This is a genomic window from Vibrio sp. 05-20-BW147 (genome assembly GCF_013369385.1).
GTDB lineage: Bacteria > Pseudomonadota > Gammaproteobacteria > Enterobacterales > Vibrionaceae > Vibrio > Vibrio floridensis.
Genome location: NZ_SZTO01000008.1, coordinates 113,712 through 125,837, shown reverse-complemented (window position 1 = coordinate 125,837; position 12,126 = coordinate 113,712). Strand labels below are relative to the sequence as shown.

The 12,126-nt window shown below is 47.9% G+C and carries 11 protein-coding genes; 8 read left to right on the top strand and 3 right to left on the bottom strand.

Annotated features, from left to right (window positions below):
• The first annotated feature begins 28 nt into the window (after positions 1-28).
• Positions 29-376 carry a gamma-glutamylcyclotransferase gene (locus FC652_RS09300; protein ID WP_176298351.1) on the top strand — a complete coding sequence of 116 codons (348 nt, stop codon included), beginning with the start codon at positions 29-31 and terminating at the stop codon, positions 374-376.
• 11 nt (positions 377-387) lie between these two features.
• Here FC652_RS09300 and FC652_RS09295 read toward each other — a convergent pair whose 3' ends face one another.
• On the bottom strand, positions 388-573 hold the full coding sequence (locus FC652_RS09295) for a DUF2065 domain-containing protein (RefSeq protein ID WP_176298350.1): 186 nt from the start codon (positions 571-573) through the stop codon (positions 388-390).
• 173 nt (positions 574-746) lie between these two features.
• On the opposite strand from FC652_RS09295, the gene FC652_RS09290 reads away from it, so the two are divergent.
• Positions 747-2,063, top strand: coding sequence for an adenylosuccinate synthase (locus FC652_RS09290; RefSeq protein WP_176298349.1), 1,317 nt, complete (start codon positions 747-749; stop codon positions 2,061-2,063).
• Between the two features lie 234 nt (positions 2,064-2,297).
• Entirely contained in the window at positions 2,298-2,933 is a 636-nt protein-coding gene (locus tag FC652_RS09285) for a tetratricopeptide repeat protein (protein WP_176298348.1), read from the top strand.
• A 120-nt stretch (positions 2,934-3,053) separates the two neighbouring features.
• Here the strand turns inward: FC652_RS09285 and hmpA are convergent, their stop codons facing one another.
• Positions 3,054-4,238: an NO-inducible flavohemoprotein gene (gene hmpA / locus FC652_RS09280; RefSeq protein WP_176298347.1), complete on the bottom strand. Its 1,185-nt coding sequence runs from the start codon at positions 4,236-4,238 to the stop codon at positions 3,054-3,056.
• 130 nt (positions 4,239-4,368) lie between these two features.
• Between hmpA and nsrR the strand changes: the two genes are divergently transcribed.
• The gene (gene nsrR, locus FC652_RS09275) at positions 4,369-4,794 is read left to right on the top strand and encodes a nitric oxide-sensing transcriptional repressor NsrR (protein WP_011079284.1); all 426 of its coding nucleotides are present in this window, start codon (positions 4,369-4,371) and stop codon (positions 4,792-4,794) included.
• 63 nt (positions 4,795-4,857) lie between these two features.
• On the opposite strand, the gene FC652_RS09270 is transcribed toward nsrR, so the two are convergent.
• Entirely contained in the window at positions 4,858-6,264 is a 1,407-nt protein-coding gene (locus FC652_RS09270; RefSeq protein ID WP_176298346.1) for an amidohydrolase, read from the bottom strand.
• A gap of 250 nt (positions 6,265-6,514) precedes the next feature.
• Here FC652_RS09270 and rnr point away from each other — a divergent pair, with 250 nt between their 5' ends.
• From rnr to trpS, 4 genes are all read left to right on the top strand, one after another.
• On the top strand, positions 6,515-8,968 hold the full coding sequence (gene rnr / locus FC652_RS09265; RefSeq protein ID WP_176298345.1) for a ribonuclease R: 2,454 nt from the start codon (positions 6,515-6,517) through the stop codon (positions 8,966-8,968).
• Positions 8,969-9,005: 37 nt separating this feature from the next.
• Positions 9,006-9,749 carry a 23S rRNA (guanosine(2251)-2'-O)-methyltransferase RlmB gene (gene rlmB / locus FC652_RS09260; protein ID WP_011079287.1) on the top strand — a complete coding sequence of 248 codons (744 nt, stop codon included), beginning with the start codon at positions 9,006-9,008 and terminating at the stop codon, positions 9,747-9,749.
• Between the two features lie 93 nt (positions 9,750-9,842).
• Positions 9,843-10,529 (top strand): phosphoglycolate phosphatase, encoded by a 687-nt coding sequence (locus FC652_RS09255; protein WP_043877341.1) that lies wholly within the window; start codon positions 9,843-9,845, stop codon positions 10,527-10,529.
• A gap of 134 nt (positions 10,530-10,663) precedes the next feature.
• Complete coding sequence (trpS, locus tag FC652_RS09250) at positions 10,664-11,680, top strand: tryptophan--tRNA ligase (protein WP_176298344.1); 1,017 nt, start codon at positions 10,664-10,666, stop codon at positions 11,678-11,680.
• The last annotated feature ends 446 nt before the right edge of the window (positions 11,681-12,126 follow it).

The following is a 12,126-nucleotide window of genomic DNA, read 5'->3' as shown; positions in this document are numbered from 1 at the left end:
CACGTCATGCAGATAACAAGGAGGCGTTATGCAGCATTTGGTTTTTGTCTATGGCACCTTGCGCAAAGGGGAATCTAACCATCATTATCTCGAGAAAAGCGAGTTTTTGGGTGGTTATCAAAGCGCTCAAGATTACCGCCTTTACGATCTCGGAGACTATCCCGCGTTGGGGGATGGTCATCGCGCCATTCATGGCGAAGTCTATCTGATTGACGATGAGACCTTATACGCACTTGATAAATTAGAAGATGTTCCCGTAGAGTATCGACGCGAAACCATTGAAACGCCATTTGGGCGAGCGTGGATCTACCTCTATCAAGATAGCAGCAAGTTGGTGGATGAGATCGTGTCGGGCGATTGGTGTCAGCGTGTTTGAGCTGTTGACGCTTAGCTCATCATATAAGTAATCACAGCGCCAGCCACGACAAGGCAGCCTCCAATGCGGCGTAACTGATTATCGGGTTGCTCACTTAACTGTGCCACCATATTTCGCCACCCTCTCGGAGCCAGCAATGGCCCCAATCCTTCCACAATCAGTACCAGCCCAAGCGCCAGCCACAGTGAGTTCGACATTGCATAAATCCGCAGTGAAAATAAAGTGAAATATTATCAGTGATATGATGGTGGCAAAAGTGGCCGTGTTGAGGAATGACTAAACGGTAGGGATCGCTGTGCACAAAAAATGACTGCAAGATGCGTAATTCGGTGCTAGAATCCTTTTTTAACTATCAATCAGACTTGGAAAGATGGCAAATAACGTAGTCGTTCTGGGCACCCAATGGGGTGACGAAGGTAAAGGTAAAATCGTTGACCTTTTGACTGAAGATGCAAAGTATGTGGTTCGCTACCAAGGCGGTCACAATGCTGGTCATACACTCGTAATCGACGGTGTTAAAACCGTACTTCACTTAATTCCATCAGGTATCCTACGCGATAACGTAAAATGTGTTATCGGTAACGGTGTAGTACTTTCACCTGAAGCGCTAATTAAAGAAATGAAACCTCTTGAGGAGCGCGGTATTCCAGTTCGCGAACGCCTATTCATTTCTGAAGCTTGTCCTCTCATTCTTCCTTACCATGTTGCACTCGATCAAGCTCGTGAGATTGCTCGCGGCAAAAAAGCGATCGGCACAACAGGCCGTGGTATTGGTCCTGCGTACGAAGATAAAGTGGCTCGCCGCGGTCTACGTGTTGGCGACCTATTCGATATGGAAGCGTTTGCAGAAAAACTAAAAGAAGTGATGGAGTTCCATAACTTCCAGCTAGTGAACTTCTACAAAGCAGAAGCAGTAAGCTACGAAGAAGTGCTTGAGCAAGCGAAAGGCTATGCTGAGCTACTGACTTCAATGGTGATTGATGTTACTGACGAACTAGATGCAGCACGCAAGCGTGGCGATAAGATCATGTTCGAAGGTGCTCAAGGTACTCTGCTAGATATCGACCACGGTACTTACCCATACGTAACCTCTTCTAACACAACCGCTGGTGGTGTTGCAGCAGGTTCTGGTTTTGGTCCTCGTTACATTGGTTACATTCTAGGTATCGCAAAAGCTTACTGTACTCGCGTAGGTGCTGGTCCATTCCCGACTGAGCTATACGATGGTAAAGACAAACAAGATCCTGTTGGTAAACATTTAGGTACGGTTGGTCACGAGTTTGGTGCAACAACGGGTCGCCTACGTCGTACTGGTTGGTTTGACGCTGTGGCAATGCGCCGCGCAATCCAAATCAACTCTGTATCAGGTTTCTGTCTAACCAAACTTGATGTTCTAGATGGTTTGAAAGAGCTGAAAATTTGTACTGCTTACCAGATGGAAGATGGCTCAATTCTTGAAGTTTCTCCAATGGCGGCAGAAGCATTTGAGAAAGCGACACCAATCTATGAAACCATGCCTGGTTGGTCTGAGAACACCTTTGGTGCTAAATCTCTAGAAGATCTACCACAAGCAGCGATCAACTACATCAAGCGTATTGAAGAGCTGACTGGCGTGCCAGTAGACATTATCTCTACAGGTCCAGATCGTAACGAAACGATCGTTAAGGTTCATCCATTCGAATCTTAATCGCGAACTCAGATGACAACGAAACCGGCCTCTTGGCCGGTTTTTTGTATTCTCTAGTGGGAGTCATTTTCCACGGCACTCAAGCTGGTGAAAAACTATACTAGCTGTGGCAAGCTATTGCCGATAAGCGGCAATTTTTGTCTAAAGCTAAGTGGTCTTTTGCCGATAATGTTATCAAGCCTGTGATTTCAACGAGACGCGTTGGCTGAGGATAGACATTAAAGAGTGATGAATATGAAATTACGAACAGTAGCTGCTTCGCTGCTGTTGGTGTTGAGTGCCCCATTTGCGAAAGCGAATGTCGCCGAGGTGGGAGCACCTGTACCGATTTATAGCGAAGCAGAGCTTATTAAGCTGATTGAGCAAAATAGGCATCTTGAGCGTGTGCGCGGCGATAACTGCCAGCTGGTGGAAGATATCGTGGCGCGGGCAACGAGAATTAACCTACCTGCGTACGAGTTCCTTTATGGTGATATGTTGGCGTGGGGTGTGTGTGTGGACCAAGATGTTGAGCTTGGCTTGTACTACATGGAAAACGCAGCCCACCAAGGGCTACCGGCAGCGTTAGAGCAACTGGGGCGCTACTATTCACGTGGTACCTTAGTGCAGCAAGACAAAGAAAGAGCGATTCCCTACCTTCGTGAAGCGGCGGCCATGGGTAACCTCAATGCGCGTATCCATCTTGCTGAACTGCTGCTGCGTGATTATGGCAGCCCTTTAGATTACGAAGATGCCTATCGCTGGCTCTACAACTCAGTCACTGCTGACCAACGTCAGCACCAACGAATTTCAATGCTGCGCCAAGGTTTAGAGCAGCGCATGCCAGAGAATATTATCGCCCGAGCGAAAAGGCGAGATACGTTCTGGTAATACCTTGTCATCACTCTTCTCTCTTTGAATGCCAAAGCCCACCAACTCGGTGGGCTTTTGTGTCTTGTGTGGTTGAGTTCAACGAACCTTGTCGCACTCTAATACTAAACTACTTTAATGCTAAACCACTTTGTGTGGGCCAAAACATTCGTAATGGAACTGTTGTTCAGGCACTCCCATCTCAAGCAATTGTTTGGCGATAAACTGCATAAAGCCAACAGGGCCGCAGAAGTACACTTGTACATCTGCCTGTTTGAGGACGGTTTCAATCTCATGCAGGTTCACCCATCCACTGAACTGGAAATCGTCACCGATTTTATCGTCTGAGTTTGGTTGGTTGTACCAAACTAACGAATTGAAATGCGGATGCGTTTCAACCAATTGTTTGACGTGTTGTTTAAATGCGTGTTGTTGGCCATTTTCAGTTGCATGAATCCAAGTCACCGGCGCTTGATGCTCGGTTAGGCTTTCAAGCATAGAAAGTGTTGGCGTGAGGCCGACACCCGCAGAGATAAGCACGACTGGTGCCGTTGGCGCGGCATCAAGGAAAAAGTCACCGGCAGGCGCCGCGAGTTTGACTTTGCTGCCAACGTCGAGATGATCGTGCAGATAGTTAGAGACTCGGCCGCCTTCTTCACGTTTCACTGAAATGCGATAGCAATCAGGACGTACAGAGGATGACAAGCTGTATTGGCGAATTTCTTGATTTTCAAACTGCTCATCGTTGATGTAAATCCCTAAATATTGTCCTGGTTTGAAGCTAACGACAGCGCCACCATCGACGGGCTTGAAGACAAAGCTACAGATGTGTGTACTCTCGTACTGTTTTTCGACCAGTTCAAACTCTCGCAAGCCACGCCAGCCGCCAGTTTGTGATTGGTTGTCTTGATAAATTTGCTCTTCTCGCTGAATGAAGACATTCGCCAGCACACCATAAGCTTCAGCCCAGGCATCGAGCACGGCTTGCCCCGGAGAGAAAAGTTCATCGATGGTTGCCAGCAAGTGACTGCCGACAATTTGATATTGATCGGCAGTGATCAAAAAGCTGGAGTGCTTGTGAGCGATTTTTTCCACCGCGCCTAAGAGTGCAGGCAGATTGTCAATGTTGCTGGCGTAGGCGCAGATGGCGTTGAACAACGCTTCTCGTTGGTCACCATTGCGTTGGTTGCTCATGTTAAAGATATCTTTGAGTTCAGGGTTGTGCTCAAACATACGTTGGTAGAAATGGGCGGTCAGTTTTGGTCCTGTTTCGGCCAACAGGGGGGCGGTCGATTTTACAATGTTAATGGTGTTTTCGCTGAGCATAGCGGGCTTCCTATTAGGATTATTTGTTTAATTTTAAGTTGCATCTGTAATGCATGTTTAAAGTTGTATCTCAAATGTATCTTTCAATCAAGAAAAGTTTTAGACTTTCTTCACCAGAGAGGAGCCCACCATGCAACTGACGAGCTTTACTGATTACGCCTTGCGCACCCTGATTTATCTCGCGTCGTTGCCGGATAATGAACAGACCAATATCACCGATGTGACTGAGCTATTTGGTGTTTCACGCAACCATATGGTCAAGGTGATCAACCGTTTGGGGCAGTTAAACTACATTCAAACCGTAAGAGGAAAAAATGGTGGGATTCGCTTGAATCGCCCGGCGAAGACGATTTTAGTTGGCGAAGTTGTGCGAGATTTGGAGCCATTGGATCTTGTCAATTGCTCGGTGGAGTTTTGCCATATTACGCCCGCATGCCGTTTGAAGGAGCGCTTATATCGTGCGAAGCTGGCCTTTTTGGCGGAGTTGGATGACTGCTCGATCGCTGAGCTGTTGGATGACAACGCAGAGCTCCTGATCTTGCTGCAAAAAGCCTAACTGGCGTTGCCAGTATGCCCTATCCAAAGATAGAGCACACTGTTGCTGCAGAACGTCGCGGAGTTAGCGAATCTCTTCGCCCGAGTCGAGCACGGTTTTACGGACGATGTCAGTAAAGGCCTGTGCTTCTTGGCGAATTTGCTCCTCATTCACCGTGTTGATTTGGCGCTCTTGCATGATCAGCTTGCCATCAACAATGGCATGGCGCACATTGCCGCTGTTGGCTGAGTAAACCAAAGCAGAGTATGGGTTGTAAACGGGGACCATATTTGGCGCTTTGGTATCGATAACGATGATGTCCGCCAGTTTGCCGACTTCAAGAGAACCGATTTTATCTTCCATATGCAGTGCTTTTGCAGCGCCCATGGTCGCCATATCGATCACTTTGAGTGGTGGCATGGCCGCACGATCGTGATTGACCAGTTTGTGTACTTTCGCCACTTGGTTGAATTCATCAATGGTGCTCAGCGTGTTGCCCGACATTGGACCATCGGTACCCAAACCAATACGCACGTTTTCGTCGTACATCTTGAGGGCTGGGGCGACGCCTTTGGCGGACTTAATGTTGGCACTCATGTTATGAGCCACGCCCATATCGGCCTGCTTCACTAACTCAATGTCTTTGTCGTCGACCAAAATCATGTGAGCGCCGACGAGGTTGGCATTCAATGCGCCGATTTGATGCATGTACTGCACCGGCGATAAACCATTTGCGCGTTCAGCAATCTTTTCTTGTTCACGGGTGGATTCGGCTAAGTGAATCAAAACAGGCACGTTTTTTTCTAGCGAGAGTTTGGCGATTTTCTGTAGCGTTTCTGTGGTGTTGGTGTAGGGCGCATGCGGTGCAAACGCTGGGGTAATTCTTGGGTGATCTTGGTATTGGTCGATAAAGTTCAGGGCGTATTGAATGCCTTCGTCGGCGTTTTTGGCATCGGCGACAGGAAACTGAATCACACTCTGGCCAAGCACGGCGCGCATACCAATTTGGTCGACCGTTTTCGCCACTTCATCTTCGAAGTAATACATGTCTGCGTAGGTCGTTACGCCACCTTTGAGCATTTCAACGTTGCCCAAGTTTGCGCCGATACGCACCATATCGCGTGACACCAGTTTGGCTTCCAATGGGAAAATGTAGCGATGTAGGCGGTCAGGAACATCGTCACCTAATGAGCGAAATACCGTCATCGACACATGCGTGTGCGTGTTGATTAAACCCGGCATCACAATGTCACCATCGACATCAAGCACTTGTTTCGCTTGATACTGCTTTGCCACATCCGCATCACCCACCGCGATGATTTTGTTCTCTTTTACCACTACAGTGCCGTTTTGATACACCACTTTGTCTTGGTTCATGGTGAGGATCATGGCGTCGGTGATCATGAGATCCGCGGGTTGTGCGGCATAACTCATGGATGAAAACAGGCTCATGCCTGCAATGGCAGCAGCAATTACGTTACGTTTCAGCATTCTATTTTCCTTGGAACAGGTGTCGGTATAGTTTGCCGCGATAGTAAGAGATTCATGATGAATTGCAAACGTTTGCCCACCAGTTTGCATACTTCTGTGATCTTGGCACGGAGATGTAAACGAATCAGAAGAATGATGAAAAACTATGAAAAATAAGTGTTAATTTGCTGAAACTGCGACGCGTGGCTGTAGCTTATGAGCAGAGTCAGATATACTACAACCATACCTTCCTTGCTAAATAGGCGTGCCTATGTCAGACGTTATTCAAAACGATCCTTTTGCCGATCGTGAATCAGAAAATTACGAAAATCCCATTCCAAGTCGTGAGTTTATTTTAGAGTTTCTCGAACAAGCTGGCGTACCGATGAATCGCAATGATTTGTTCGAAGCACTGCAGTTAAAAGACGAAGATCAATATGAAGGGCTAAGACGCCGTTTGCGTGCAATGGAGCGCGATGGGCAGCTCGTCTTTACTCGTCGTCAATGCTATGCCTTACCTGAAAAATTGGAAATGATTAAAGGGTACGTGATTGGTCACAAAGACGGCCACGGTTGGGTAAGACCAGAACGCAGCGTGAACAAAGACGATGACATTCTGCTGCCTCATCATCAGATGAAGACCTTGATTCATGGCGATTTCGTTTTGGTGCAACCGACGGACAACAGCAAGCGCGGCCGCAGGGAAGGGCGTTTAGTGCGAGTGTTGGAAGAGCGCAAAGCACAAATCGTTGGGCGTTTTTTCCTTGAATACGGCTATTCCTATGTGGTGGCCGACGACTCACGCATCAGCCACGATATCCTGATCCCAAATGAACACAAAGCGGGCGCTCGTATGGGCAACGTGGTGGTGATTGAAATCACTGACCGTGGTGCTCGCTCACGCAGCATGATGGGTAAAGTGGTGGAAGTGTTGGGCGAAAACATGGCGCCGGGCATGGAAACGCAAATTGCTATTCGTACGCACCAAATCCCTCATGAGTGGCCGGAAGAAGTCGATAAGCAGATCGCGAACTTAGGCGAAGAAGTGCCTGAAGAAGCGAAGGTTGGTCGCGTGGACTTACGGCAACTGCCGTTGGTCACCATCGATGGTGAGGACGCTCGTGACTTTGATGACGCGGTTTACTGTGAGAAGAAAAAAAGCGGCGGCTGGCGCTTATGGGTGGCGATTGCGGATGTGAGCTACTACGTTCGCCCTGACTCGGCGCTCGACAAAGAAGCGATCAACCGCGGTAACTCGGTTTATTTCCCATCACAAGTCGTTCCTATGTTGCCAGAAGTACTGTCCAATGGCCTCTGTTCGTTGAATCCTCAAGTGGATCGCTTGTGTATGGTGTGCGAAATGACCATTTCAGATAGCGGTAAGCTGTCAGGTTACAAGCACTATGAAGCGGTGATGAATTCCCACGCCCGCTTGACTTACACCAAAGTCAGCCAAATCCTTGAAGGGGATGAAGAGCTGCGTGAGCGTTACGCACCACTGGTACCGCATCTTGAAGAGTTGCATGCGATGTACAAGGTGCTCAAAGAAGCGCGTGATCAGCGCGGGGCAATTGAATTTGAAACCGTGGAAACCAAGTTCATCTTTAACGCCGAACGTAAGATCGACCGTATTGAACCTGTGATTCGTAATGATGCACACAAGATCATCGAAGAATGTATGATCATGGCCAACATTGCGTCTGCCTCGCTGGTGGAAAAAGCCAAAGAGCCTGCGCTCTATCGTATTCACGAATCGCCAGGAGAACTTCGTCTGCAAGGCTTCCGCGATTTCTTGGGCGAGTTAGGCTTAGATCTGAAAGGGGGCTTGGAGCCATCACCGACAGATTATGCGGATTTGGTGAAGCAAATTGGCGAACGTGCCGATAAAGAGCTGATCCAGACCATGTTGCTGCGCTCAATGAAGCAAGCGGTGTACAACGCAGATAATGCCGGCCACTTTGGTTTGGCTTTGCAGCGCTACGCGCATTTCACCTCGCCGATTCGTCGTTATCCGGATCTGTTGTTGCATCGTGCGATCAAATATCTGATCGCTAAAGAGAAAGGCCAAAATCAAGATCGCTGGACCCCAACGGGGGGCTTCCACTATTCATTTGATGACATGGATTTCTATGGCGAGCAGTGTTCAATGACCGAACGTCGCGCCGATGACGCCACACGTGATGTGGCTGATTGGCTCAAATGTGAATACATGCAAGATCATGTGGGTGACGAACTTGATGGGGTGATTGCCAATGTCACCAGTTTTGGTTTCTTTGTTCGTCTAACGGAATTGCACATCGATGGTTTGGTGCACATTTCGACGCTGGCCAATGACTACTATCAATTTGATCCGATTGGTCAACGACTTATCGGTGAAAGCTTTGGTCACATTTACCGTTTAGGCGACGCCGTCAAAGTGAAAGTGCTAGCGGTGAACTTAAATGATAAGCAAATTGACTTTGAATTGGTGGGAACAAGCCGTAAGCTACGCGGCGAAGGCAAAACCGCGAAGAAGCGCGTCGCGGAAGCGAAAGAGAAAGCCAAAGCGAAGAAAAAAGGTGTCGCTCGAGCATCGAAAGCGCCAATGCGTCACGAACCTGTCGTCGAACCGACCAAGCGTCCGGAAGAAAAAGACGACAAGAAAAAGAAAGTGAAAAAAGCGCAGAAGAAAAAACCACACAGTAAACCGAAGAAAGCCAAGCGCAGTAAAAACGCGGCGGAGTAATCGGTCCGGTATCTTCTACGAGTAAACAGGTTAACTCATGAGTAATGAATTTATTTACGGCATCCATGCTGTAAGAGCCGTTCTGGACAAAGAGCCAGAGCGTTTTATTGAAGCCTATGTGCTAAAAGGGCGTCAGGATGACAGACTGATGCCGATCCTCAATGAGCTGCAAATGGTGGGCGTGTCACTACAACAGATGACACGCAAAACCTTGGATGACAAAGCGCACGGCGCAAACCATCAGGGCATCATCGCACGGGTAAAACCGGCCAAGCAGCTGAATGAGAACGATCTGGATGACATTTTGGCCAAGCATGCTTCGCCACTGTTGTTGATTCTGGATGGGGTGACCGACCCACACAACCTTGGCGCATGTTTGCGTAATGCCGATGCTGCGGGTGTGGCGGCGGTCATTGTACCGAAAGACAAGTCAGCACCGATGACAGCGACCGTCAGTAAAGTGGCGTGTGGCGCGGCCGAAACGGTGCCTTTGGTGCGCGTGACCAACTTGGCGCGCACCATGCGTCATCTGCAAGAGCAAGGTATTTGGATTGTGGGTACGGCGGGTGAAGCAACGCACGATATCTATCAAGCGAAGCTGACGGGCTCATTGGCCATAGTGATGGGCGCTGAAGGGGATGGCATGCGCCGTTTAACCCGTGAAACCTGCGATGACTTGATCAAAATCCCAATGGCAGGGGCGGTTTCTAGCCTCAATGTTTCCGTGGCCTCAGGCATCTGTTTGTTTGAAGCGGTGCGTCAGAGACTGGCATCACAATAACCACTTCGGTATAGTGAGCGGATGAAATTGAACAAAGGATGGCAATGACCATCCTTTGTTTTTAGTGAGCCAAGTTTAGTGAGCCAAGTAGTGATGACTCAACAAGAGATAAAATTAATCGCCTTCGATCTTGATGGCACCTTGCTAGACAGCGTGCCAGATTTAGCCGTTGCGGCGGATCAAGCGACACGTGCAGTCGGTTTTCCGGGAGTAACCGAGCTGCAAGTTCGCGATTACGTCGGTAATGGCGCAGACATTCTGATTGGTCGTGCCTTGAGCCAAAGCTTAACCATCAACCCAGAGTTGAGTGATGAATTGAGAGCTCAGGCGCGTGAGCTGTTTGATGATTTCTATCAGCAAACTGGTCATAAGCTTAGCCACCTCTACCCAACGGTGAAAGAAACGCTGAAAGCGCTGCACCAAGCGGGCTTCACCTTGGCGTTGGTGACCAACAAACCCAGCAAGTTTGTTCCGGATGTGTTGCAGCAGCACGGCATCGCTGACTACTTTGTCGATGTGCTTGGTGGTGATTCATTCCCAGAGAAGAAGCCCAACCCAATCGCACTCAATTGGCTCATGGAAAAACATCAGATTCAGCCAACCGAGATGTTGATGGTGGGCGACTCTAAGAACGATATTCTGGCAGCAAAAAATGCTGGTTGTGCCTCTTTTGGTTTGACCTATGGTTACAACCATGGCGAACCTATTTCTGCCTCTGAGCCGGATTTCGTTGCCGATAGCTTGGCGCAATTGCTTGATGTGGTGCTCGTTTCTGCTTGAAGTGCGATTCGTCTCCGTTCCATACGGTGAAAACCACTAGAAAAATACTCGTCAATGAGTACACTGAGGAAACCGTGCGCTGAGTCTGCACGGTTTTTCATTTATTTAGATTAAGAAGTCAAAGGAATCATTTCATGAGCAAACCCATTGTATTAAGTGGTGTTCAACCGTCAGGTGAACTAAGTATCGGTAACTACTTGGGTGCTCTACGTCAATGGCAGCAGATGCAAGACGACTATGATTGCCAATATTGTGTGGTAGACCTTCATGCGATTACGGTTCGTCAAGATCCGAAAGCACTGCATGAAGCGACCCTCGACGCATTGGCCATTTGTCTCGCAGTTGGTGTTGATCCGAAGAAGAGCACGCTATTTGTTCAGTCACATGTACCAGAACATGCTCAACTTGGTTGGCTTCTTAACTGTTATACCCAAATGGGTGAATTGAGCCGTATGACTCAGTTCAAAGACAAATCAGCCCGTTACGCGAACGATGTTAACGTTGGTTTGTTTGGTTACCCAGTGTTGATGGCGGCAGACATCCTCCTTTACGGTGCACATCAAGTACCAGTGGGCAGCGATCAGAAGCAGCACCTGGAGTTGGCACGCGATATCGCGACACGTTTCAACAACATCTATTCACCTGAAAACCCAATTTTCACCATTCCTGAGCCGTACATTCCAACGGTGAACGCGCGCGTTATGAGCCTACAGGATGCGACGAAAAAGATGTCGAAATCGGATGATAACCGTAAGAACGTGATCACTCTGCTTGAAGACCCGAAATCGATCATCAAAAAGATCAACAAAGCGCAAACTGATACCGAAACGCCGCCACGCATTGCCCATGATTGGGACAATAAAGCGGGCATTTCCAACCTGATGGGACTGTACTCTGCGGCGACGGGCATGAGCTTTGAAGAGATTGAAGCCAAGTACCAAGGCGTAGAAATGTATGGTCCATTCAAGAAGGATGTCGGTGAAGCATTGGTGGCGATGCTCGCGCCGATTCAAGCGGAATATCACCGTATTCGTGAAGATCGTGGTTACATGAATGAGGTGATGCGCCAAGGGGCAGACAAAGCATCTGCACGCGCAGCGGAAACGCTAAAGAAAGTATACGAAGTGGTTGGTTTTGTTGGTCGCCCTTAATTCGGATATATTTTTTGACTATTTTAAGGTCGCCGTTAGGCGGCCTTTTTTGTTATTGCTAATTTAATAATCACTAATATAAGTAGTGTTTCATATCATGTTTTATCATTTGCAATTGAGTTGTAGCTCTAATTTATTCAATGTTGTTTTGTATTATTTTTTTTGATCCTTTTATTTGTTGAAACTATAAATTACCCCGTATTAATAGTTTTGTAAGTGTGAGTCATTTCGCATTTAACTTGCATCTTGCTTTTCTTTTTTCATCAAATAGAGACATTACTCTAGTTTATTAATGTAATGGTTAAACCCTAACCGTTGTCGCCTTCAGATAAGGTGGCTGGCTTTGTGCGCCCTAAATTTGACCAATATCTATTTCGTTGGCCAATCACTGAAATAACAGAGCCCTGTTTAACCGATACAAACAAATTCCCAAATTGGATATCGAG